Source organism: Polynucleobacter sp. AP-Kolm-20A-A1 (assembly GCF_018688315.1).
Taxonomy (GTDB): domain Bacteria; phylum Pseudomonadota; class Gammaproteobacteria; order Burkholderiales; family Burkholderiaceae; genus Polynucleobacter.
Map to the genome: position 1 here is coordinate 1,493,074 of NZ_CP061315.1, position 24,073 is coordinate 1,517,146.

The following is a 24,073-nucleotide window of genomic DNA, read 5'->3' on the forward strand; positions in this document are numbered from 1 at the left end:
TTCAATAAAAAACATAGTGAGACATGATCCCCGTCAATTCGGTGCTACAGGTCGGCCATTTCCCTGAAATTATGCAGGCAGAAATTGATCGGCGCTTTACCCCAACTCGTCACCTCGATCCTCAAGCCCCTGCGCCAGCTGGAAATTTTCAAGCGATTTTGATTCGCTCGAATACCAAGCTGCCAGAGGCTTTGATTAAACAAATTCCCACCATCCGCATGGTGGCAACTTGTGGCGTTGGCTATGACAACCTCCCTCTGAGCTACCTCAAGGAACAGGGCATTAAAGCAAGCAATACCCCGGGGGTCTTAAACGACGCAGTCTGCGAATTAGCTATTGGCATGATGCTCGCCCTGTTGCGTCAGCTTCCTGAAGCCCAGGAATACGTTAAAAGCACCGCTTGGTCAAAGGCACCTTTCAAACTCACAACCACTCTAGCTGGCAAGCGAGTGGGCATTGTTGGCATGGGTCGAATTGGACAAGATCTTGCGGCACGCCTAGAACCCTTTAAAGTAAATATTGCGTACTCAGGCCCTAATGCAAAGCCAGTACCTTATACGTACTACTCAAGCGCCAAAGACTTGGCCGCTGCCAGTGACATCCTATTTTTAGCTTGCCCAGCAACACCCGAAACAGACAAGATGATCAGTGCCGAAGTTTTGGAGGCTCTTGGAGCGTCTGGTTATTTAATTAATATTGCTAGAGGCAATGTTGTGGATGAAGCCGCCCTTTTATATGCACTGCAACATAAAAAGATCGCTGGAGCAGCCTTAGACGTCTTTGAGAACGAACCCAATCCGAATCCAGCCTTTTTAAGTCTTAGTAATGTACTGTTAACACCACATATCGGCAGCGCTACCTCGGAAACACGGATAGCAATGACGAATTTAGCAGTAGATAATTTAGAGGCCTTCTTTAATCAAAAACCGCTTCCATCGGAAGTTAAAAACTAAAACGGAGACAGCATGACCATTTCCTTGCACCCTTCCACACTGCCAGCAGTGCTTTCGCCAGTATTGACACCATTTAAAGCAGACGGAAGTCCAGATGCCGCAAAATTATTAAAGCAGTGCAAATGGTTAGAAGCTAATGGTGTTGGGCAAGCAATCTTTGGCACCAATTCTGAAGCCAACTCTATGTCCGCTCCACAAAAGATGGCTACGCTCACCACATTGATCGAGGGCGGCTTAAAACCAGAACACATGATGCCCGGAACAGGTGCCACATCTATTGATGCAACTGTAAATATGACGCGTCACGCAGTGAATCACAAATGCGCTGGCGTTCTCATGCTGCCACCGTTTTATTACAAAGACGTTACTGATGATGGCCTCTTTGCATACTTTTCTGAAGTTATCCAAAAAGTTGGTAGCGCGGCATTACAAATTTATATCTATAACATTCCTCCTGTCACCAAAATTAATCTCAGCCTCTCATTGCTTGAGCGCTTGGCAAAAGAATATCCAAAGACCGTTGTGGGCATGAAAGACAGCTCCGGTGATTGGGCGTATACAGAATCGGTCATTAAGTTGCTAGCTCCTGCTGGCTTCCGCGTTTATGCCGGTAGTGAAGTATTCCTCATGCGTGCCTTGCGCGCCGGTGGTGTAGGCTGTATTTCTGCCACAGCAAACGTGAACCCGAAAGCGATTGCCGAGTTAGCCGCGCACTGGAGAGAGTCTGATGCTGACGAACGACAAGCGGGCTTAGATCAAGTTCGCGGAGTTTTTGCGAAGTATCAAATGATTGCCGGTATGAAAACAGCGGTTGCACATTACAGCAAAGATCCTGAGTGGCTTAAAGTGCGTCCACCATTGATGCAGTTAAGCGCAGATCAACAAGCTCAGTTACTGAGCGAGTTGAAAGCAATTAATTTCAGCATGCCTGGCCTTTAATTCAACAACACTAAAAAATAAATAGGAGACAACAATGAAATTACTAAAAGTCATTGCCTTATCGCTTAGCTTTTTATGCGCAAGCGTTAGCGCCCAAAATATTTCAATTGCAACTGGCGGTACAGGGGGCGTTTATTACCCAATGGGTGGCGGATTAGCCTCTGTACTTTCTAGCAAGGTACCAGGCATGTCGGCTACCGCCGAAGTTACTGGTGGATCCGTTGATAACTTAAATCTTATTGGCACAGGCAAGCCTTACGTTGGCTTCTCCATGGCTGATGCTGCAAAAGATGCTCAAATCGGTGATGGTAAGTTCGCTGGCAAAAAAGTTGACCTACGCACTCTCGTAGTTCTCTATCCAAATTTGATGCACGTAGTGACAGTGGAATCTACCGGCATTAAGTCCATGAAAGACCTTCGGGGTAAGCGCATCAGTACTGGAGCCCCAGGTAGCGCTACTGAAGTGATGGCTTTTAGACTTTTAGAAGCGGCTGGCTTAGACAAAGATAAAGACGTTAAACGTGAGCGTTTGAGCGTTGCTGAGTCCGTTAATGCCGTAAAAGATCGCAAGATTGATGCCTTTTTCTGGGTTGGTGGTCTACCAACAGCGGCCGTAACAGATTTGGCTAATAGCCCAGGCATGAAAATTGTCATGGTAGATACAACTGAAGAAGTGCCAGCAATGAATAAGAAGTATGGCAATCTCTATTTCCCAACAGTAATTCCAAAGGCAACCTATAGCGGTATGACTAAAGACAATAAGGTCGCTGCTGTAGCAAATATCTTAGTAGTTAATGCCAACATGCCGGATGACCAAGCTTACAAAATTACAAAAGCAATTTTTGATAACAAGTTAGATTTGGTTAGAACCCACCAGGAATACATGAATGTCAGCCTGGAAAATCAAAAAGTTAAATCAACCCCGGTGGATTTTCATCCGGGCGCTTTGAAATACTTCAAAGAAAAGAACGTCAAAGTAAATTAATTTAGTACCAGGGGTGAGTTGATCTCACCCCTACTGCTTTAAAGAAGTTCATATATATAAATAAATAGGTTGAGACATGAATCAGAACGTTATTGACAATGAAACCCAAGAAAAACTAGACGCCTTCATCAAACAAGAGGAGGGTGACTCTAATGATTACAAAGGTCTTCTAGCGAAGTTCATTACTCTGGTTGCTGTTGGCATGTCTTTGTTTCATTTATATGCAGCCTACTCAATTGTTCCAACCCAGCAACTGCGTGTCATTCACGTTGCTTTAGTGCTTTTTTTGGTTTTCCTCAGCTTTCCGATTGCCGCACGCTTTAAAAACCGCCTGATGATTTGGGATGTTTTATTTGCTATTGGTTCAGTAGCCATTAGTTATTACATCCTAAGTGGTGGCGATGACTTTGCCGACAGAAATACCGCACCCAATCCAACCGACGTGCTCGTTGGCATCGGGCTAATCCTGTTGATTCTTGAAAGCGTCAGAAGAACCAATGGAATGGTGCTGGTTACTGTCACCGTATTGTTTTTACTCTATGCACTATTTGGCAACTACCTACCTGCTCCATGGACACATAAAGGTTATGGTCTCGATCGCCTGGTGGGCTACATGTACATGACGCTCGAAGGAATTTATGGCACCGCGGTTGACGTTTCTGCGACCTTGATTATTCTCTTCACTATTTTTGGTGCGTTTTTGCAATTTACTGGCGCAGGTAAATTTTTCATCGACTTCTCTTTTGCTGCGATGGGTGGCAAGTCCTCCGGCGTTGGCAGAACTATTGTGATGTCTTCCTTCCTACTGGGCGGTCCATCAGGCTCGGGTGTTGCTACGACAGTAACCGTAGGCTCTGTTGCTGCGCCGATGTTAGATAAGGTTGGTTACGAAAAAAATGCAGCCGGAGGTCTTTTGGCTGCTGGTGGTTTGGGCGCGATTATTTCTCCGCCAGTGCTTGGCGCTGCAGCATTCCTGATTGCAGACTTTCTCAAGATTTCTTATTTAGATGTCTTGCTGATGGCAACCATTCCAACAATCCTGTTCTACCTTGGCTTATTTGTGATGGTTGAAATTGACGTGCGCAAATACGGAATGAAGAATATTCATTTCGAATCTGCTGAATCAGCATGGCAGCTCACCAAAAAATACTGGTTCCATTTCTTCTCGCTCATCTCCATTGTTGTCTTCATGCTAATGGGCTTCTCACCAGTGATGTCAGTGTTCTGGGCAACCGTAGTATCCGCGCTATCTAGCATGCTCAGAGAAGACACCGCCATCATTCCATGGACATGGTTTAAGGGCAAAGAGCCAATTCTGTCTGGCCTCTATAACTCCAACCTCACTAAAGCCCTTGCATCCGGCTCTACTGGTGTACTGGCAATCGCTGCTACTTGTGCTGGAGCAGGCTTAATTGTGGGCACAGTAACCTTGACCGGTTTAGGTCTTAAATTTAGTTCGATTGTGATTCAGTACGCAGGTGGCTCACTTTTGCTGACCACCATCTTTACCGCCCTAGTGGTGTGGGTGGTTGGCCTAGCGGTTCCAGTTACAGCGTCCTACATTATCTGCGCTGTGATTGCAGCGCCAGCATTAATTAACTTAGGCGTGCCAGCTTTTGCCGCTCACATGTTCATCTTCTACTACGCAGTACTTTCCGAGGTTTCACCTCCAACCGCACTATCTCCTTTTGCAGCTGCTGCGATTTGCAAAGGCAATCCCTACAAGACGACACTGCAAACATGGAAGTATGTTGCGCCAGCGATCTTGGTGCCATTCATGTTTGTTCTAGATAAGTCTGGTGTCAGCCTTTTGTTGATGGGATCAACCACCGCATTAGAGCAAGCAGACTGGGCGCAAATTGCCTGGGTTTCTTTCACCGCAGTTGTGGGCATCATTTGCTTAGCGGGCGGCTTACAAGGCTGGTTTATTGAGAAAACCAAAGTGTTTGAACGCATCATTATGGTGATCTCTGGTGTCGCCTTAGCCTATCCATCGACTGAGGCTGACTTAGTTGGCTTTATTGGCTTCGGCTTGGTACTCATAACCCAATCAATGACTTACTTCAAACTCAATCGCAAACCTTCGTAAATTACTGAGTTTTGCTGTAGATATAAATAAAGCCCGCAATAGCGGGCTTTATTTATAAAACTTGAATCCTGATGGACCACTTAAAGATAATCAAGCAATTTTTGTCCAAGCAGCTTTGCCTGCGTATTTCTTGACGGCCACTTCATCAAACTCAAAGCCTAAGCCTGGAGTCTTATGCAAAATCAGATCGCCATTTTTAAATGTGAGCTGCTTATTTATCAATCTTCGGAAGTTAAGAACCTGGTCATCTAAGAAGAACTCGACAAAGCGAGCATTTGGTGTTGCTGCAACTAAAGGTGCATGCAAATCATGCATCCAATGAGGGCAAACCGTCACACCTTTTAAGTCCGCATACGCAGAAATTCGGCGCCACTCAGTAATCCCGCCACAGACAGCAGCATCGGACTGCAGTATTGCTGCACCACCCGCATCAATCAATTCTCTAAAACGCCAACGCCCTGCCTCCATCTCGCCAGTAGCAACATTGATTTTGGTTTGACGCGCTAAAGCAGCGTGCAAATCAATCGCATCCGGTGAGAAAGGCTCTTCAATCCAATAAGGGTTGTAGGCTTCGAAGCGACGTACGTATTCCAGTGCAGTCGGTAAATCACGCCAAGCGTTATTGGCATCTAGCGTGAGCAATACATCATCACCCACCGCCTTACGAGCCGCCTTAACGCGCGCCTCTTCCTCAGCAGGAGATAAGCGACCTACTTTCATCTTGACCGCTTTAAAGCCCTGCTTTACATAGGACTCCATCTCCTTGCCTAACTTGGCTGGGGTTTTGCCCTCTAAGTAATAGCCGCCACTCGCATAAGCCGGAACGCGATCGTCCACAACCGAACCCAAATACTGATGCAATGGCAAACCTACCGAACGCGCATTTAAATCCCATAGAGCGGTATCTAAAATCGAAATGCCACGCATCACAGCACCAGCGCGCCCTTGCAAGATGGACTCGTTATACATTTCCATCCATAAGCCTTCACTTCGATGACTATTTTGTCCAATCAGTTTTGGGGCCAGTAACTGTTCAACCGCGATTTTGGCGATATCGCCACCAGCGCTGCCTACATAACAAAATCCAATGCCCTCGTTGCCATCCTTACCGCGCACCTTGACCAAGCAGTAATGCCGTTCCGACACGGTACGTGTAGAGAATGAAGTGACCTTATCCAAAGGCACCGCCACCGAGGCAACTTGTATAGATTCAATAATGGGCATCTGAATTCCTTAGGTAAAAAAATATTGTATCGAGAAATAGCTTTGTGGATTTATTGAGCTAAACCACTTGACCCAATAAGTTTGCTAAATAAGACTGATCAAAGATCCATCACGGCAGGGTTAGCAAGACCCCACTCAAACTTGAAATAACCTCAATTTGCTGCAGGACAGCATAATTATCTGGGGACGCACTCACATTATTAGATAATTGCAGGGTGAATAAAAATGTAACCCGCCACTCCTTCCTCTCCAAAGGGGTGCTCATATTGACGGGCTGGGCCTTCCTTGCTTTAACACCAGGACTCAGTAGCTTCGCCCTAGCCCAAAATAAGCAGACACAAAAAACCACCCCAGCCCGCAATAAGGTTGTAGTTCAAAACCCAAAATCGATTGGATTTAAGGACAGCTCCGCTGGCGGATCCAAGCGCACCAATAGCATGAGTCTTAACCCAGAGCTTTTTCAACGGAAAAATCCGAATGAACTTGCTCTCGATAGCGCCAGCAATTTAGATTACCGAGTTATTCAAGGTTGCTTACGGCGCAATTTCAATGAGGATAATTTACCCTCTAGTATTGGTATTGATAATCCTCAGTTTTCTGATTTCTTTAAAAGTCAGACGAAAGCGTTTTTTGATCGCATGCGTGGAGATTGCATCCCTTATGCGGCAGCATTTGGTAGTCGCAATCGATTTGACTCCCTCAGCATTATGAATGGCCCAATACAAGATGCTAAAACTGAAGTGTGGACCTTTACACCATCAGCAGTCGGCGGATTCTTAATTCAGCAAGATTATTTAAAAAGTGAATCCAAGAATCTGACTGAGATACGTATTCCATTAAAAGATGTTTTATACGACCCGCGAAAAGTGGGTGACATATTGCCTGTAGAGCTTGTTTGGGAGTTGAACTCTCTCATCAAGCAAATCTACCCAGAGGAAAATACCTCTCTAGAAAATACCAATAGCGTGGTTCGCTTGATAGTAGATTTTGGCGATCGCGAACGATGGGCGCAAATTTGGGCCGCTGAAATTCTCGATCCAAGTAATAAAGAGGTTTACGCCAGCGCATTCTGGTTAGAGCGTAGCGACATACCTGGCGGATTCTTTACTGGCAGCGGAGAATCGCTTGAGCGCTCCTTCTGGACTAACCCACTAAGCTATCGACGCATCTCTCGTGGCGTGGGCATGGTGCGAGCGTCCGCCAAACGCAGCAAAGCGTCTGCGCCTGTAGCCCAGGCAGCACCAACAAAGCAACGTTATCGCGCCCACATGGGCATAGATTACTCAGCACCAATTGGCACCCCAATCTTTAGTGTTGCCAATGGCAGAGTAGCGCACATTGGGTATAGCGGTGCATTTGGAAATCTCATTGTCTTGGAGCACCCCGGAAACTATCACACCTACTATGCCCACCTGAGCAACTACAACGTGGAGTTAGGATTGGGCAATGAGGTTCGTCGTGGGCTGGAAATTGGCTATGTAGGCTCCACCGGTAGATCCACCGGCCCACATTTGCACTTTGAGTTGCGAAAAAATGGGATCTACGTTGACCCTTATGGTTCTAAAACTCAACTCGATTTATGGTCTATGCGAGATAACGAAAGTGGCCAACTTACTCGAGAAATTTTGTTACTCGGTAGTCCGATTAGAAATAATTAAGAACGTATAAAGTGTTTGTAGACGCGGAAATAAAAAAGGGTCCAATTGGACCCTTTTGTTTGCCTGGTTAGAAAATTAACCCAGAACCAATACCGGTAATTTTGAGTGCACGATAACCTCATGTGTCTCGCTACCCAACAAAATCCCTTTAATGCCAGTGCGCTTGTGAGAAGCCATCACGATGACATCTGCTTTTGCTTTCTTAGCGCCATCCAAAATACCTTCTGACAAATTAGAATTCGCAATATGCAATGTTTTGGCTTTTACAGCTGCGCCAAGTGCAACAGCTGCTTTTTTAAAGACGTCTTTCGCATAAGCCTCGCATACTTTTTTATGGTCTTTTTGCGAAATGCCATAACCCATTGTGCTGTCGGAGTACACCATTGGGGGAAGTGGATCGGAAACATACACTAAGGTCACAGCAGCGCCATCAGCCTTAGCAAGTTCAGCAACCTTTTTTAAGGATTTTTTACTAACGTCTGAGCCGTCTACGGGCACTAATAAATGCTTAAACATATCTACTCCCTTTAAATTGAACTACTGATCTACTCTTTCCATCATAATGCTTATTATTAGCCTATCAAAGCAGAAAAGGGTAACTTAATTGCTCAAGTATTTAGCCGTATACCTTTCCTTTCTTATTGCACTGCTTGCAATTGATTTAGTGTGGCTTTTAGGGCTTGCCAAAAACCTATATCGAGATCAAATGGGCGATTTGATGGCAAGCGAGCCTAAACTCCTTGCCGGGCTAGCCTTCTATTTAATTTATGCCTTGGGCGTTTGCATTTTTGTGATCGTGCCCGCACTCTCAAAACAATCTTTGTTATACGCACTGCAATATGGCGCACTCTTTGGCTTTTTTTGCTACATGACCTATGACCTCACCAATCTGGCAGTTATCAGAAACTTCCCAACTCAGCTCGCTTTTGTAGATATCGCCTGGGGAAGTTTTGTAACTGCCTTATGCGCCGGCATTGCCTACTGGATTGGCAGTCGGCTTTCTTAAGATAATTTGAGTCTTTAACATTCTCACTATGCTTTTCCACCCTAAAATCCTTGATTCCTTTGCTGGCTATAACCGCACCCTACTTACCAAGGATGTACTGGCAGGATTAACTGTAGGTGTAGTGGCACTTCCTTTGGCTATGGCCTTTGCCATTGCCAGTGGTTTAAAACCTGAGTCAGGTATCTTTACAGCCATTATTGCTGGAGGCCTCATCTCCTTGCTTGGCGGTAGTCGCGTACAAATTGGTGGCCCAGCTGGTGCTTTCATTGTGATTGTGTACGGCATTGTGGAGCGCTACGGAGTTCCCAATTTATTGCTTGCTACTGCAATGTCCGGAATATTGTTATTTCTGATGGGCGTATTTCGACTCGGAACACTGGTTCGCTTTATTCCGATTGCCGTCATTATTGGATTTACTAATGGCATCGCTTTTTTGATTGGCCTATCTCAAATTAAAGACTTCTTTGGTCTGACTATTGAAAAAATGCCAGCCCAGTTTTTTCCAGCCGCTCAGGCCCTATATCAAGCAGCAGATACATTTAATCCAATAGCCTTAGGCTTGGCTGTCGGCAGCCTGATCTTCATTATTGTTTGGAAGTTATTTCAAAAGCGTCTGGGTTGGTTAAGTCATCTGCCTGGCACTGTAGTGGCTATGGTTACTGCAACGATTTTTGCCAGCCTATTGAACTTGCCAGTAGAAACTATCGGCAGCCGCTTTGGAGGGATCCCCTCAAGCCTTCCTTCATTTGAGTGGATACCGATTAGCTGGGAGAGCGCTCAATACATGCTCATGCCGGCATTAACCTTGGCATTACTTGGCGCTATTGAATCATTGCTATGCGCCCGTATCGCCGATGGACTTACACATGAGCGTCATGAATCCAATCAAGAGTTAATGGCGCAAGGTATTGCAAACTTAACAACGCCTTTTTTTGGCGGCATGCCCGCAACAGGAACTATTGCCAGAACGGTAACGAATATTGAAAGTGGCGCCACCACTCCTGTCTCGGGAATAGTTCATGCACTAACCCTGCTCATGATTATTTTGTTTGCTGCGCCATTAGCAAAAGATATTCCCTTGGCTAGCTTAGCTGCAATTCTGATGTATGTTGCCTGGAATATGGGCGACTGGAAAAAGTTTATCGATCTCAAGCAGTTCCGCCTGCCATACAGAATCACCATTCTTAGCGTCTTCATTCTTACTGTTGTACTGGATCTCACCATCGCAGTTCAGGTGGGTTTACTGCTGGCTTTTATCACTTTCATTTACCGAATTTCTAGCCTATCGCGCTGTGAGATTGCTTTAGCGAGCGACTTCGCTGGACTACGCAACCAGCAAGGCCGCATTGATGCTTACCGCATTCATGGGGCAATCTTTTTTGGTGCCGTCAAACTGCTAGAAAAGATTGAGACGAACTTACCATCCAACACTCTCTTACTTGATTTAAAAAATGTAATCTACATTGATACTTCGGGCATGGATACGATCATGGAGCTTGCACACCTTTGCAAGATTCGTAATATCCGCTTGCTCATTTGTGGCCTGGCACATCAACCACTGGAGATGGCTGAACGCAGCAACTTCATTGCTACGCTTCCGGCAGACTCTTTCTACCCTGACTTGATTTCTGGAATTGAAGCGGCGACAACTTAAAGGCGACTTAAGAAATACAGAAGCCGCCTTTTAATAAAGCTTCTGGCAAAGCCCAAGCGCGGTATAAACCAAAGCCTCCCGCAATGAGCAAAAGCGAAGCAGCTAAATAGCGCACCCAGCGATATTGCCCAAACTGAGTGAGCGCCGCAGAAAATTTAGAGATCAATAATAGGTTGGGCAAGGTCCCCAATCCAAATGCCAGCATCAGCCCAGCACCAGTGAGCACATCGCCCGATAAAAACGCCAGCGGCAAAACGCTGTAGACCAATCCGCACGGCACTAAACCCCACAGCATGCCACTAAACCAACGCGATGGACCACTCGCCATACGCCCCAAGTATTTAGCCCAGTAAGTGGCAATTTTGGAGCTGATCCACTTACCTCCCAGCAAGCCTTCTGATGAACCCGCTTTTAAAAGACGAATACCCATCAGTATCAAAATAAGGGAGGTTAAAGCAAACAAGGGTCGCTGAATGGGAATCAGATTTTGCTGCCAAACCACCACACCCACAGCAGCGGCAAGAGCACCCAAAAGAACATAAGTGGTTACGCGCCCCAAATGCATGATTAACTGCAGGTAAAAAAGCTCAGATTTAGCCCTTAATGGAGCCTCCAAAGCGATGGGCCTCTCGATGGCTGCCGCTATACCCCCGCACATCAGGGCGCAGTGCCAGCCGCTCACAAGAGCGCCCAAAAATACGGCAATCAGTAGGCTAGAAGTTAGCATCCGCTATCGAAATAAAGGTTAAAAAACGGGATTCACTACCCATATAGAATAAACTGACTGCATAATTAGTTCCAATATGAATTACAAACCTACCGACACCCCAACTAGCAAATGCTCAGTATGTGTACTGGGTCAGTTTTGCCTGCCGGTTGGTCTAAACAGTAGCGAAGTCTCAAAAATTGACAGTCTGGTTAAAGAACGTGTCCACCTGCAAAAAGGGGAAAGCTTATATCGCCATGGCGATCCACTCAGCTCCGTATACAGCGTCCGCTTTGGCACTCTCAAAACCGAATTTTGCCTCCAAGATGGTCGCCAACAAGTCATCGGCTTTCATCTGCCTGGAGAGATTTTGGGTCTTGACGGCATTGGCGATGGTCACTACCAATCTGATGCAATTGCTTTAGAAGAAAGCGAAGTCTGCATTATTCGATACGATGCTTTTGAAGACTTAGCGCGTCAGATCCCTGTGTTGCAAAACCAGTTCCACAAGATCATGAGTCGGGAGCTCACCCAAGATCAACGTCACCTACTTTCACTTGGCACCATGCGTGCTGAAGAAAGATTGGCAGCATTCTTACTTAGCCTCTCACAACGCTTAGCAGCAAGAGGTTATCTGAATAATGAATTTGATTTACGCATGAGTCGCGTAGAGATCGGTAGCTACTTAGGTATTCAGATTGAAACCGTGAGCCGCATGCTCTCGCGCTTTGCTGAGTCCGGCCTAATCCAAATTAAACAACGCCATATCAAGCTGATTGATATGAACGGCCTATATGAACTGGCAGGCATTCCAAACCCTGATCGCCAGGGCTGCTCAACCCCAGAAATCCCAATCAAACAGGCTTAAATTAAGCCGCGATCAACTTCCTTGCTATCTGGTGCATCAATACCTGGCAAGATATAAGCTGTAAGCGCACTAGATGCAGCGCAAAAGATCCAAATAGCAAAAAATCCAATGGTGTAAATGCCTTCATCTGAAATATCTGGATGATGGCCAAAAAATAACAAATCCTGTGGGTGCACTATGGTGAATAACAAGCCTTCTGCCATGCCAGCCACCAAAAAGGAAGGCCACAAAATCCAGATCAATAGGCGGTACTTCATTTTTGTACCTGCGTATCTTTAATCTGCTGCTCAACCTTTAGTCCGCGTTTAACTACACCATCGCGCAAAGGTTTATCCGCCTGATAATTAATTGCCAAATAAATGGTGATGATGCAACCAATCATCGCAACTGCAGGACCACTGATTAACAACCATGGCCACAATTGCTTAAACCAAGGTTTAGTAGTTTGATGTTCTGTCATATGCATCCTCTCCATTGCTCTTAGCTTAACGGGGAATAATAAAGCTAGATTTTTCATCGCGCTTTCTAGTGATCAACTCATCGCCCGACATCTCATGGGCAATTACATCAAAATGAATTGGGTAATTACCCGGCTGGTTCACACCAGTCTCAGCACTCACCTTAATTGGCATCAATAAATTGCTTGCAGGTGCAACCTCAATCTCAGTAACAACCTGGCCTTGAGAATTCAGCACTTTTAGACCATCCAAACCAAGGGCCTTCACTTGTACGTTCATATTATTTTCAGATGCATTCATGATCTGAATACGGTAAATATTTTCAATTCGCACACCCTCAACCTCACGTGCCAATGCACCACGGTCCCGCATCACATCCACTCTCAATGGATTACGGGTTGCAAGAGACACTAAGAAGGCGGCTGTAAGTACAGTAATGAAGGCTGTGTAGATCAAAACGCGTGGACGCAAGATATGACGAATGGCGCTTTGATTCGATTCTCGGTCCTCAATAGCTCGTTCAGTCGTATATCGAATCAATCCTTTTGGATAATCTACTTTTTCCATTACCTGATCGCATGCATCAATACAGGCGCCACAACCAATGCACATATATTGCAAGCCATCACGAATATCAATACCGGTAGGACAAACTTGCACGCAAATACTGCAGTCAACGCAGTCACCCAAACCTAGAGACTCATGATCAGCAGATTTACTGCGGCTACCTCTAGGCTCGCCACGCACTTTGTCATATGTCACCAAAAAGGTATCTTTATCCACCATCACGCTTTGGAAACGTGCATAGGGGCACATGTATTTACAAACTTGCTCGCGCATAAAGCCTGCGTTACCCCAAGTAGCAAAGGCATAAAAACATAACCAGAAAGTCTGCCAAGGACCCAACGACAAGTGTATTAATGCGGATCCCAGAGTGCTAATTGGTGTGAAATAACCAATGAAAGTAAAGCCAGTCCAGAATGCGATCAACAACCAAAGGAAGTGCTTGGTGATCTTAAGGCGCCACTTTCTAAAGCCCCAAGGCCACTCCTCGCCATCCAAACGAATGCGAGCAAAGCGATCCCCTTCCACCTTGCGCTCGATCCACATAAAGATTTCGGTATATACCGTTTGCGGACAAGCATATCCACAAAATAGTCGACCAGCAATTGCAGTAAAGAGGAAGAGAGCTAAAGCCGAAAGAATTAATAGGAGTGTGAGATAGATCACATCCTGCGGCCAGAGCACTACACCAAAGATGTAAAACTTACGCTGAATTAAATCAAAGAGAACAGCCTGACGACCGTTCCAACTAACCCATGGCAAACCATAAAACAGCAGCTGAGTTGCAAAAACCAGAATTAAGCGCCAACGGGCAAATAAGCCCGTAACAGAGCGCGGGTAAATCTTTCGCCGGACCTCGTAAAGAGACTCCTCAATTACTTCTATCGGAATAGGTTTCCCACCCGGCGGAATATCTGACACCAAATACCTTACTTAGCTGTTGCTGGTTGCTTGCTATTAGACAAACCCCAGACATAAGCAGCTAATAAATGAATTTTCTCAGGGCTCAAGACTTTATCTTGAGAAGGCATCATTGCCATGCGACCTTTAGTTACAGTCTCAATAATGGTTGCCTCTGAGCCACCATACAACCAGGTCTTATCAGTAAGGTTTGGAGCGCCTAAAGCAATATTGCCTTTGCCTTCTGGACCATGACATGCTGCGCAATTCGATTTGTAAACCTCTGAACCGCGAGCCGCTTTGAGGTCATCTGCAGGCAAGCCAGAAAGGCTGCGAACATAGTTAGCAACATCCACAATTTGCTTGCTATCCAATTGCGGGAATGGAGGCATTACACCTGCACGGCCATTAATAAGAGTTGTTTTGATATTTTCTGGTGAGCCGCCATAGAGCCAGTCACCATCGGTCAAGTTCGGGAAACCTTTAGCACCACCGGCATCTGAACCATGACACTGTGCACAAGAATTCAAGAACAAACGTTGGCCCATTTCACGCGCCTTTGGATCGGCTGCAACTTGTTCAATATCCATAGTGACGTATTTAGCATAAACAGGCTTTAACTCTTCATTCGCAGTTGTCATGGATTTCATGAGTGAGCCATCAGTGGTATAGCCCAATACACCAGGGAAAGATCCAAGACCAGGGAACAGAACTAAATAAACCAATGCAAATACGCAAAATATTAAATACATCCAAGCCCACCAGCGAGGGAGCGGATTATTCAGTTCACGTAAGTCACCATCCCAGACATGGCCAGTGTCAGCTACAGCACCATCGGCTGTATGGACTACCTTAGCTTTTCGTTGTGAAGCTAATAGCCATATGCACCAAACAATGCCCACCAACGAAACTAGGGCGATGTAGTCACTCCAACCACCGTTAAAAAAGTCACTCATGATTTATCCTTACTGAATTCATCCGGAAGATCAAATGGAAGCTCTGCTGATTCCTGGTTTGCTTCTTTTCTACCAGGAGACCAAGCCCACCAAACAATTCCAACAAAAAAAATAATGCCTATTACTGTTGAAAATGCCGAGAGATAAGGTGTGATCTGTTCCATTTGATTTATGTAGTTTTAATTAAGAATTACTTCGCTACAACCTCGTCAACGGTGATATACCGACGCGTAATACCCAAGCCCTGAAGGTATGCAACCAATGCATCTAACTCAGTCTTGCCTTCCAATTCTTTCGGTGCGTTAGCAATATCTTCATCGGTATATGGTATGCCTAAGCGACGCATAGCAACCATATGGGCCTGAATAGAGTCAGCATCAGCTTTATTCTTTGCAAGCCATGGGTATGCAGGCATATTGGACTCAGGCACAACATCACGTGGATTATTCAGGTGAATTTGATGCCAAGCATCCGAGTAACGACCGCCTACGCGAGCCAAATCTGGGCCAGTACGCTTGCTTCCCCATAAAAATGGATGATCGTATACAGACTCACCAGCCAAAGAATAAGGACCGTAACGCTCAACTTCAGAGCGCAAAGTACGAATCTGTTGCGAATGGCAACCAACACAACCTTCACGCTGATAAATATCACGCCCAACTAAACGTAATGCGGTGTAAGGCACTACACCAGGACTAGGTTCTGTTGTTGTGTGTTGGAAAAAGAGCGGCACGATTTGCACTAAGCCTGCAATCGATACAACAATGATTGTGGCAATAATTAACCAGCCTACGTTTTTCTCAAGTGTTCCATGGGAAAAGAATTTATTTTCGCTAGACATTTTCTTCTCCTTTTAGTGTTCAGCAACAGCCGTTGGAATAGGCGCATTTACAAAAGTTTTACCTTGCACAGTTTTGAAGACGTTATACGCCATCAAGAACATGCCGCTCAGGTAGCATAAGCCGCCCATCAAACGAATGACATAGAAGGGGAAGGTTGCTTTAACGGACTCAACGAAACTGTAGGTCAAAGTACCATCTGGCTCAAATGCTCTCCACATCAAACCTTGCATTACCCCAGCAATCCACATCGCAGCAATGTATAAAACCACGCCGATAGTAGCGATCCAGAAATGCAGCTCGATCCACTTGGTGCTATACATCTCTTTTTGACCAACTAAACGTGGAATCAAATAGTAGAGAGAGCCGATCGTAATCATGGCAACCCAGCCTAAAGCACCGGAATGCACGTGACCAATAGTCCAGTCTGTGTAATGAGACAAGCTATTCACAGTCTTAATCGACATCATGGAACCTTCAAAGGTAGACATGCCATAGAAGGACAGAGCTACAACTAAGAATTTAAGAATAGGGTCACGACGGAGTTTGTACCAAGCACCTGACAAAGTCATGATGCCGTTAATCATGCCGCCCCAAGATGGCGCCAACAAGATCAAAGAGAATACAGTTCCGAGAGACTGGGTCCAGTCAGGCAAAGAAGTATGTTGTAAATGGTGAGGACCTGCCCACATGTAAGTAAAGTTCAAAGCCCAGAAGTGGACAATGGACAAACGATAGGAATAAATTGGACGCTCTGATTGCTTAGGAATGAAGTAATACATCATGCCCAAGAAGCTAGTAGTTAAGAAGAAGCCAACCGCGTTGTGGCCATACCACCACTGCACCATCGCATCTTGTACACCAGCATATGCTGAATATGACTTCCACAATGTCGCAGGCATTTCCAAGTTATTGAAAATATGCAAAATAGCGATTGTCAGAATGTAAGCACCAAAGAACCAGTTAGAAACATAGATATGTTTTGTCTTGCGCTTCATGATGGTACCGAAGAACACGACTGCATAAGCCACCCAAACCAAGGTGATCAAAACATCGATTGGCCACTCAAGTTCAGCGTACTCTTTTGATGTTGAGTAACCTAATGGCAATGTCACAGCAGCCAAAACAATCACTGCCTGCCAACCCCAAAAAGTAAACGCCGCTAACTTGTCACAGAATAAACGCGCCTGACTTGTGCGCTGCACGATGTAATAAGACGTTGCAAATAACGCCGAACCACCGAAAGCAAAAATCACCGCGTTGGTATGTAGTGGACGTAAACGACCATAGCTTAACCAAGGAATATTAAAAGTGATTTCAGGCCAGATGAGCTGTGCTGCGAGAATAACTCCCACGAGCATGCCAACAATTCCCCAGAGCACAGTAACAATGGCAAATTGGCTGACAACCTTGTAATTGAAGGTATCTTGATTACTCCCCACGGTAAGTCCCATGGTTTCTCCTTTTTTGTGACCAAACAGCGACATAATCCAAATAGACTGGGTCGATTATCAAAGTAAGGCCATTAAGGCAGTTTGATCTATATCAAAAAGGGTGGGGCAAATTGGACTTGCTGAGAAGGAAAATAGGTTATTTTCTAGATCCTTTTAAATATATGGCTATTTTTGAGAGTGTTTACTAACTTCTTTAGGCCTAGGCGCATCATCATCCATCAAAATGGCCTCACCTGGACCATCCAAGTCATCAAATTGACCACTCTTGATCGACCAGTTCAGAATCCAGACTAAAAGCCCGATTAACACCAAAGAGATGGGGATGAGAAGAAAGAGGCTTTCCATCCCTATAGTCTAAGCTTTTCGCAAACGCCAGGCGTTTAAGGTCACCGCAAGCGAGGAAAGTGACATGCCGATTCCTGCGACCCAGGGATTGACCCAGCCCATCATCGCCGCCGGAATGGCAAGTAGGTTATAGATCAGAGCCCACAATAAATTCTCTTTAATAATTGCCTGGGTTTTATCTGCCAATATCAATGTTTTTGCCAAAGGCTCTAATGAGGCAGCAGTGAGAATGGCATCGGCTCCAGCTGCAGCCAATGGCGCACCCGCTCCAACAGCAATCGAGATATCTGCTCGTGCCAGCAAAGGGGCGTCGTTAACGCCATCACCAATAGCCCAAATAAAGCGTCCTTCTTCTTGTAGTCGCTCAATGTAGTCGTACTTATCTTCAGGAGTGCAGCCGCCTTGGTAGTGCTCGATACCAACATGATGAGCCCACCATGCAACCGTCTCACGATCGTCTCCTGAAACCAAATGCACAGTAATGTTTCTAGACTTCACTACTCTTAAGAATTGCTCTAGCCCCACCCTTGGTGTATCCAAGAAAACAAAGCTAGCGATTACCCCTTGTTCATCAGCTAAATGCACCTGACCATATTGACCCTGTTGAGCGCCTTGATCTACACCCAACCATAGCGCGCTTCCTAGTCGATAGGGTCCGGAACTTAGACCTCTACCCAAAAGATTAATAACGGGTTCGCTTAACAAAGGTAGCGTGAGAGCCTCGCTTTCTGCAGCACGTAATAATGAAAGCGCTAGTGGATGTCTCTGCCCAATCTCTAATGCTGCTGCCAATGCTAAGGCATCCTCGCGGCGATAACCGGAGCGCAAATTGATAACTTCCTGTAGCTCTGGCTGGCCCATTGTTAAGGTGCCGGTTTTATCTAGCACCAAATCAGTTGCTTTTACCAGGCCCTCCATCACGTGACCACGCACGATCAGCAAACCTAATTTAGTCACAGCGCCTTGAGCTGCTGCCATGGCAGTAGGTACTGCGAGCGACAAGGCACAAGGACAACTAGCAACAAGAACTGAAACTAAAACTGTCCATGCGCGACTAGGATCAAAGTAAAGCCAAATCGCTGATGAAGCAAATGCACTGAATAATAAGAACGCAACGAAATAGGCGGCCCACTTTTCAGCAAGACTGACCATTACCGGCTTTGCAAGTAGTGCCTGATCCAACAGTGCTGCGATTCCTGCAATACGAGTGGATTGCCCCACAGCTTCAATACGCATAAACAATGGGTTAAGAATATTGTGCGTTCCTGCATATAGGCGATCGCCAATTTTTTTCTCGACCGGTTTTGATTCACCGGTTAGTAATGACTCGTCTAAGGCACTTGCATTTTCAATTAAGACACCATCGGCAGGAACCACTTCGCCAGGGGATACTCGCAACACTTCGCCAGGGTTGCAATTGACTACCGGCACAACTTCAATATCTTGTGATGCAGGGTGATTGAATGCGCGTTCACAGGTAGCAGGCAATTGTTTTGCTAACGCCTCTGCACCGCCTTGGGCATCCTGTCTTGCCAATAACTCGACATATCTTGCAGCCAAAATAAATGCCACAAACATCGTAATCGAGTCAAAATAACTTTGGCTTGATCCATTAATTAAATTAATTGTGCCGGCAATAAAAGCCAATGCGAGTGCCAGCGCAATAGGAACATCCATACCGAGCATATGCGTTTGCTTAACTGACTGGATACTGCGCCAAGCCGCCTGAAATATTGGCCCAGCTGAATACACCATAACCGGCACCGTTAATATCCAGCTAGTCCAACCTAAGAGCACTTGAAACTCGGGGGTAATATCAGCGTCAACATAAGTTGGCCATGCATACATCATGACCTGCATCATTCCAAGCATAGCTACGCCAAGGCGCGAGAGAAGCTGGCGCCTCTCTTTTTTAGCTCTATCCAAAGATTGAGATGGCTCGAATGGCCAAGCCTCGTATCCAATGCGCTCAATTTCAAATAGCAATCGGGCCAAACTGGTTTTATCTGGAGAAAAACGCACAATGACTTTTTGAGTCACATAATTAATTTGCACATCCTTTACTCCTGCGATGCGGCGTAAGTGTTGCTCACACAACCAAACACAAGCAGCGCAACGAATTTTTTCCAAGCGCAGGGTAGTTTCGAGATCACCCTCTTCTCCAGCTGATCGGGTAAATCGCCCCCGCAATGATGGATCATCATAAGGCTTTAGTTTTTCTGGAATCTCATTGAGAGCAAGGTAAGCAGCAGGCTTATCGCTGGATTGAACGCGCCGCGCATAGAAAACCTCTAAGCCTTCGCCATGAATGGTCTGCGCAATCGCCATACATCCAGGACAGCAAAATGATCTGGGCTCGCCACCCAATTCTGCCTCGATTAAATCGCTAGGAAGAATCTGGCTTGAACAGTGATAGCAAACTAGAGAATTCTTTTTGTTCATCAGATCACTCACGCACGCGCTGCACTACCCCAACCTCTACGGCGCTCATAAATCACAAAAAGAACGCCCCACATGACAACAGCAACGTATGCCCATATCCAAGCGGCTTGAGAGGTGCGTGAACCAGAAATATCTAAGACGAAACCAAAAATGGCTGGGCCTAATAAGCCGCCGCCAAAACCCATTAGTGAATGCAGACCCATAGCAGCACCTTTAATATTTTCTTGTGCGCTTATCACTAAGCCTGCAGTAAGGGTTGATGAATCCGCCATGATGAAAATAGCATGGCCAATAGCCAAAGCCACAATCAACCACCAGGATTGACCTGTTGAGCAAGCAAATGCAATTCCCAATACAGCGCTAGTCAGCATCACAATGCATACCCACTTTTGACGACCAACTCTTAAGGCAATCTCATTACCCAATATTGACGCAGGCACTCCAAAGAAATTAATAACGCCTGCCAAGGTTGTTGCCGCCAATATAAAAGACTCTCCAGAAGCAATGGCGCAGAAAGCAAAAAAAGCCACAATCCAGCTTCTAGAGGCAAAGAGCTCCAAAGTGTGTGCGGTATAACCAAAAATAAATCCTGCTGCATTTTTATCTTGCAAAACCAATTTCCATTTATCCACTGGAAAAATGTCGTGCAAGCGAATATTGATTGGCCCATTCCATTTCTCATGCTGCAGCGCTGGAATAAATAGCAGCACAATTAAAAATGCGATAAATGGTCCTAAGGCAATTAGGCCAAAGACATATTGCCAACCGAGTGCACTCAGAATCCAGCCCGAACACAAATAAGAGAATCCTGTACCAATTCCGAAGAAGGCAGTGTAGAAAGCAATATGACGCGTTAGCTCGCCCGACTGAATACGATCAGACAAAATTTTGAGGCCTGGCATATAAGTACCAGCCAAACCTGCACCATTAATTGCCATAAAAAACATGGCGGTCCAAAAGTTATTGGCGAGTAAGCCCATAGCCAAAAGACCGAAAGTAGCCGATAAGCCTCCAATTAAATAAACTTTGCGTGCATCAACCCTATCTGTGAGCGCGGTGGCCAAAGGAACTGCCAACATATAACCAAAGAAAAAGGCGCTGGCAATGAGTCCAGACTGTAAATTGCTTAAATGCCATTCTTCCTGCAAGGTAGTGAGCACTACTGCGTAGCAAGCAAAGCCCAATAAAGCACAGGTTTGTGCCATGAGCATAAGAGGAGTGTAACCAGCCGATCGAAAGCGCATAAAGTGTCAGTAAAAACGTGAACTCATTCTACTCGCCCTAATGCCCAAAGACCCGCTACACTTATAAAAAACTAGACGGAGACAACATGAAAAACAAACTATTCGCAGGACGCCTCATTAAGGCTATTGGAGGTCTATTTATTGGCCTCAGCTGCACCCTTGCCATTGCTGACTCCTACCCTTCAAAACCCATTAAAGCGATTGTGCCGTTTGCACCAGGCAGCGCAACCGACCAGATTGGTCGAGCCTTTGCTGCAAAAATGGCTGAGTCCTTGGGTCAACCTGTAGTGATTGAGAATCGACCCGGTGCCAATGGAATGATTGGCGCAGATTTAGTTGCAAAATCACCTGCAGATGGTTACACATTGCTTTTCGGCACAAACAGTACCAATGCGGCCCTGAAAAGCTTAGTCAAAAATCTTCCTTACAACCAAGATACTGCTTTTACGCCAATCGGTTACTTTGGGTCTGTGCCCCTCATCGTTGCAATTAACAATGATGTTCCAGCTAAATCACTCAATGGTTTTGTTTCGCTTGCAAAAGCAGATCCTGGAAAAATGACGTTTGCTTATGCAAGTACTTCGCAGCGTGTTTCTTCAGAAATGCTTGCCAACGTTGCCGGCATCAAAATGACTGGGGTTTCTTATAAGAGCGGCCCTAATGCGATGACTGACTTAATCGGTGGCCAAGTAAATATGTTTACTGCCGACTTTGCTGTGACCTTGCCACAAGTGCAAGCAGGAAAAATTCGAGGTCTCGCAGTAACTTCCCTCAAGCGCTCACCAGCCATTCCTGAGCTGCCTACCGTCAACGAAGCCTTAGGTATTAAGGGTTACGAACTCATTGCGTTCTTTGCAGCATTTGGCCCAGCCGGTATGCCAAAAGATGCCGTAACCAAACTCAATAAAGCCATCAACGATGCTGCTAAATCAAAAGACTTGGTTGAGCGCTTTTCTGCGATGGGCTTTGAAACCCAGCCTGGCACACCCGAAGCACTCGGTCAAAAAATTAAGCTAGAAACTACCAAGTGGGCAAAAGCCATTCAAGATGCTGGGATGCAGCCAGAATAAATTTCCAGCGCGAATTATTTACAATCGATATTGATTTCCATCGCTAAGAGCCAGTAAGAAAGGCTCTTGCCATGGGAATCCAGATTCAAAGAGAGATTGACTCCGCCATCGAGCACATCATCAATCACAAAGTTAAAAGCCATTAAATTGGGGAGCTCGTAGCGCTTTACTGCGCTGGGATTTCGAAATCCAAAATGGGCTTTAACTTTTTCCTCAGTCAACTCTTTTTGTAATAAAGAAAAATCTTCAGGGTGATGTGCAATCACGCTGATATTAGATCGATTACCTTTATCGCCTGTTCTAGCATGCGCAAGTTTGTACAAAGATATGGATTTATTCATGACTTCTCAACCCTCAAAGAACTCATAAGAAGCCTTCACCAACTCTCGAGGGATAAAGCAAGCTAAAGTATTGAGACGAGGCTTCAGACTGGTTCGGACCCCACCGCCGCCAGCAGGTCCACAGGTATAAAGTGCTGTAATCTCCCTGCATACTCTAAGCGCCTGATTGCGGTCGCCATGCGCTGCCGCAACCCGCAGTCTAATGTCTTCAAAACCTTCCTTGGATTTAAATTGCGGACCCTCTCCGGTATCGCCAGAGAAAATACTGGATGCGCCAATAAAATCGATTCTTAAATCTAAATCACTTAGACGTTCTCGAATAATATTCGCAGCTAACTGGGCGCGCGCATAAGCATTAAACCCTGCATAAGAAATTTCTGCTTCTGCTAGCCAGCCTCCATCAATACAAACATTCGCTTTTAAGGTATCTGGTTTCGGATGACCTAGCACGCCAGTTAAGCTAACCCTATCGCCACCCAGATCGGTAATGTGCGCTTTAGTAATGTCAGCAATAACATCTGGTGTTAAATACTTTGCAGGGTCGTGCAATTCATACAAGAGTTGCTCAGTTACAGTCATGCGATTCACTAAGCCCCCGGTAGATGGTGGCTTAGTTACGCAAATATTTCCTTGTGCATCAAACTCCACAATCGGAAAACCCACCTGAGCCAGGCCAGGAACATCTTTGATGCCAGGATCTGCAAAATATCCGCCAGTGACCTGAGCACCGCATTCTAAAAGGTGCCCTGCCATAGTGGCAGCACCCAAGAAATCCCAGTCGCTCCAATCTTTCTTAAAGTGCGCCATCAATGGTCCAACTGTTAACGCAGGATCAGCCACCCTTCCCGTCACCACCACCTGCGCCCCAGCAATCAATGCATTTGCAATTTCCTGTGCGCCTAGATAAACGTTTGCACTCACCAAAGTACTTTTCGCCAAGATCGCTTGATCTTCGGGAGAAAGTAATGCTTCAAGCTTTGAGCGAAAGGCTGCTGCCGAAACATCATCGCCCTTCACTATCGCAATTCGAATATTCGGCAAGCCCTTTTGTTTCGCAATAGATGCAATCAGCTTTGCTGCGCCCTCAGGATTGGCAGCGCCAAAATTACCAACAATTGGAATGCCCCCATTGATGCAGTCAGCCAAAACGGGCTCCAACATCTCTGATAAAAGAGGTTCGTAGCCCATCTGAGCATTCTGATGTCGTTCTAACTGAGCAAGCGCTAAGGTTCTTTCAGCCAGACTTTCGAAAATAAGACAGCTTGGGCCGCCCTGTCTTAATAACTCATCGACTAAAGGCCTAGCAACATCGGTACGATCACCCGAAAACCCAGCGGCACAAGCAACACGATAGATATCAGTCACGTTTTATAAAGAC

General features: G+C 45.7%; 24 protein-coding genes. 9 read left to right on the forward strand and 15 right to left on the reverse strand.

From position 1 onward, the window contains the following. Positions 1 to 23 precede the first annotated feature (23 nt). The 4 genes from C2745_RS07470 (at position 24) to C2745_RS07485 (ending at position 4,966) form a co-directional block, all read left to right on the forward strand. Positions 24 to 953, forward strand: coding sequence for a 2-hydroxyacid dehydrogenase (locus C2745_RS07470; protein ID WP_215383872.1), 930 nt, complete (start codon positions 24 to 26; stop codon positions 951 to 953). A 12-nt stretch (positions 954 to 965) separates the two neighbouring features. Continuing rightward, the gene (locus tag C2745_RS07475) at positions 966 to 1,892 is read left to right on the forward strand and encodes a dihydrodipicolinate synthase family protein (RefSeq protein WP_215383874.1); all 927 of its coding nucleotides are present in this window, start codon (positions 966 to 968) and stop codon (positions 1,890 to 1,892) included. A 34-nt stretch (positions 1,893 to 1,926) separates the two neighbouring features. Next, a complete protein-coding gene (locus C2745_RS07480) occupies positions 1,927 to 2,877 on the forward strand; it encodes a TAXI family TRAP transporter solute-binding subunit (RefSeq protein WP_215383876.1) in 951 nt (316 codons plus the stop codon). A 76-nt stretch (positions 2,878 to 2,953) separates the two neighbouring features. Continuing rightward, a complete protein-coding gene (locus C2745_RS07485; RefSeq protein ID WP_215383877.1) occupies positions 2,954 to 4,966 on the forward strand; it encodes a TRAP transporter fused permease subunit in 2,013 nt (670 codons plus the stop codon). 90 nt (positions 4,967 to 5,056) lie between these two features. On the opposite strand, the gene C2745_RS07490 is transcribed toward C2745_RS07485, so the two are convergent. Further along, positions 5,057 to 6,190, reverse strand: coding sequence for a mandelate racemase/muconate lactonizing enzyme family protein (locus C2745_RS07490; RefSeq protein ID WP_215383879.1), 1,134 nt, complete (start codon positions 6,188 to 6,190; stop codon positions 5,057 to 5,059). 215 nt (positions 6,191 to 6,405) lie between these two features. Here C2745_RS07490 and C2745_RS07495 point away from each other — a divergent pair, with 215 nt between their 5' ends. Further along, entirely contained in the window at positions 6,406 to 7,848 is a 1,443-nt protein-coding gene (locus C2745_RS07495; protein WP_251368313.1) for a M23 family metallopeptidase, read from the forward strand. Positions 7,849 to 7,923: 75 nt separating this feature from the next. Here the strand turns inward: C2745_RS07495 and C2745_RS07500 are convergent, their stop codons facing one another. Continuing rightward, positions 7,924 to 8,364 (reverse strand): universal stress protein, encoded by a 441-nt coding sequence (locus C2745_RS07500; RefSeq protein WP_215383881.1) that lies wholly within the window; start codon positions 8,362 to 8,364, stop codon positions 7,924 to 7,926. Positions 8,365 to 8,512: 148 nt separating this feature from the next. Here C2745_RS07500 and C2745_RS07505 point away from each other — a divergent pair, with 148 nt between their 5' ends. Both C2745_RS07505 and C2745_RS07510 read left to right on the forward strand, forming a co-directional pair. Then, positions 8,513 to 8,854: a DUF2177 family protein gene (locus C2745_RS07505; protein WP_251368430.1), complete on the forward strand. Its 342-nt coding sequence runs from the start codon at positions 8,513 to 8,515 to the stop codon at positions 8,852 to 8,854. Between the two features lie 28 nt (positions 8,855 to 8,882). Further along, entirely contained in the window at positions 8,883 to 10,508 is a 1,626-nt protein-coding gene (locus C2745_RS07510) for a SulP family inorganic anion transporter (RefSeq protein ID WP_215383885.1), read from the forward strand. Between the two features lie 7 nt (positions 10,509 to 10,515). Here C2745_RS07510 and C2745_RS07515 read toward each other — a convergent pair whose 3' ends face one another. After that, the gene (locus C2745_RS07515) at positions 10,516 to 11,235 is read right to left on the reverse strand and encodes a sulfite exporter TauE/SafE family protein (protein ID WP_215383887.1); all 720 of its coding nucleotides are present in this window, start codon (positions 11,233 to 11,235) and stop codon (positions 10,516 to 10,518) included. Positions 11,236 to 11,311: 76 nt separating this feature from the next. Here C2745_RS07515 and fnr point away from each other — a divergent pair, with 76 nt between their 5' ends. Beyond that, a complete protein-coding gene (fnr, locus tag C2745_RS07520; protein ID WP_215383889.1) occupies positions 11,312 to 12,082 on the forward strand; it encodes a fumarate/nitrate reduction transcriptional regulator Fnr in 771 nt (256 codons plus the stop codon). Here fnr and C2745_RS07525 read toward each other — a convergent pair. The 10 genes from C2745_RS07525 to C2745_RS07570 all read right to left on the reverse strand — a co-directional run bounded on the left by C2745_RS07525 (position 12,079) and on the right by C2745_RS07570 (position 21,251). Further along, on the reverse strand, positions 12,079 to 12,339 hold the full coding sequence (locus C2745_RS07525) for a hypothetical protein (protein ID WP_215383890.1): 261 nt from the start codon (positions 12,337 to 12,339) through the stop codon (positions 12,079 to 12,081). The genes fnr and C2745_RS07525 overlap by 4 nt on opposite strands. Beyond that, on the reverse strand, positions 12,336 to 12,542 hold the full coding sequence (locus tag C2745_RS07530; RefSeq protein WP_215383892.1) for a FixH family protein: 207 nt from the start codon (positions 12,540 to 12,542) through the stop codon (positions 12,336 to 12,338). Before C2745_RS07530 ends, C2745_RS07525 begins: the two co-directional genes overlap by 4 nt. A 25-nt stretch (positions 12,543 to 12,567) precedes the next feature. Further along, complete coding sequence (gene ccoG, locus C2745_RS07535; RefSeq protein ID WP_215383894.1) at positions 12,568 to 14,025, reverse strand: cytochrome c oxidase accessory protein CcoG; 1,458 nt, start codon at positions 14,023 to 14,025, stop codon at positions 12,568 to 12,570. 8 nt (positions 14,026 to 14,033) lie between these two features. Then, positions 14,034 to 14,960 (reverse strand): cytochrome-c oxidase, cbb3-type subunit III, encoded by a 927-nt coding sequence (ccoP, locus tag C2745_RS07540; protein WP_215383895.1) that lies wholly within the window; start codon positions 14,958 to 14,960, stop codon positions 14,034 to 14,036. After that, positions 14,957 to 15,124: a cbb3-type cytochrome oxidase subunit 3 gene (locus C2745_RS07545; protein WP_371742981.1), complete on the reverse strand. Its 168-nt coding sequence runs from the start codon at positions 15,122 to 15,124 to the stop codon at positions 14,957 to 14,959. Before C2745_RS07545 ends, ccoP begins: the two co-directional genes overlap by 4 nt. 26 nt (positions 15,125 to 15,150) lie before the next feature. Beyond that, on the reverse strand, positions 15,151 to 15,801 hold the full coding sequence (gene ccoO / locus C2745_RS07550; protein WP_215347220.1) for a cytochrome-c oxidase, cbb3-type subunit II: 651 nt from the start codon (positions 15,799 to 15,801) through the stop codon (positions 15,151 to 15,153). A gap of 12 nt (positions 15,802 to 15,813) precedes the next feature. Beyond that, a complete protein-coding gene (gene ccoN / locus C2745_RS07555) occupies positions 15,814 to 17,253 on the reverse strand; it encodes a cytochrome-c oxidase, cbb3-type subunit I (RefSeq protein WP_215383896.1) in 1,440 nt (479 codons plus the stop codon). Between the two features lie 165 nt (positions 17,254 to 17,418). Further along, positions 17,419 to 17,598, reverse strand: a complete 180-nt coding sequence (ccoS, locus tag C2745_RS07560; protein WP_215347225.1) for a cbb3-type cytochrome oxidase assembly protein CcoS — start codon at positions 17,596 to 17,598, stop codon at positions 17,419 to 17,421. A gap of 9 nt (positions 17,599 to 17,607) precedes the next feature. Next, positions 17,608 to 20,040, reverse strand: a complete 2,433-nt coding sequence (locus tag C2745_RS07565) for a heavy metal translocating P-type ATPase (protein WP_215383898.1) — start codon at positions 20,038 to 20,040, stop codon at positions 17,608 to 17,610. 8 nt (positions 20,041 to 20,048) lie between these two features. Next, entirely contained in the window at positions 20,049 to 21,251 is a 1,203-nt protein-coding gene (locus tag C2745_RS07570) for a nitrate/nitrite transporter (RefSeq protein WP_251368314.1), read from the reverse strand. Between the two features lie 119 nt (positions 21,252 to 21,370). On the opposite strand from C2745_RS07570, the gene C2745_RS07575 reads away from it, so the two are divergent. Beyond that, on the forward strand, positions 21,371 to 22,354 hold the full coding sequence (locus C2745_RS07575; protein ID WP_215383902.1) for a tripartite tricarboxylate transporter substrate binding protein: 984 nt from the start codon (positions 21,371 to 21,373) through the stop codon (positions 22,352 to 22,354). Positions 22,355 to 22,368: 14 nt separating this feature from the next. Here the strand turns inward: C2745_RS07575 and C2745_RS07580 are convergent, their stop codons facing one another. Next, positions 22,369 to 22,695 (reverse strand): hypothetical protein, encoded by a 327-nt coding sequence (locus C2745_RS07580; RefSeq protein WP_215383904.1) that lies wholly within the window; start codon positions 22,693 to 22,695, stop codon positions 22,369 to 22,371. Between the two features lie 6 nt (positions 22,696 to 22,701). Next, the gene (locus C2745_RS07585; RefSeq protein ID WP_215383905.1) at positions 22,702 to 24,060 is read right to left on the reverse strand and encodes an acyclic terpene utilization AtuA family protein; all 1,359 of its coding nucleotides are present in this window, start codon (positions 24,058 to 24,060) and stop codon (positions 22,702 to 22,704) included. Positions 24,061 to 24,073 lie beyond the last annotated feature (13 nt).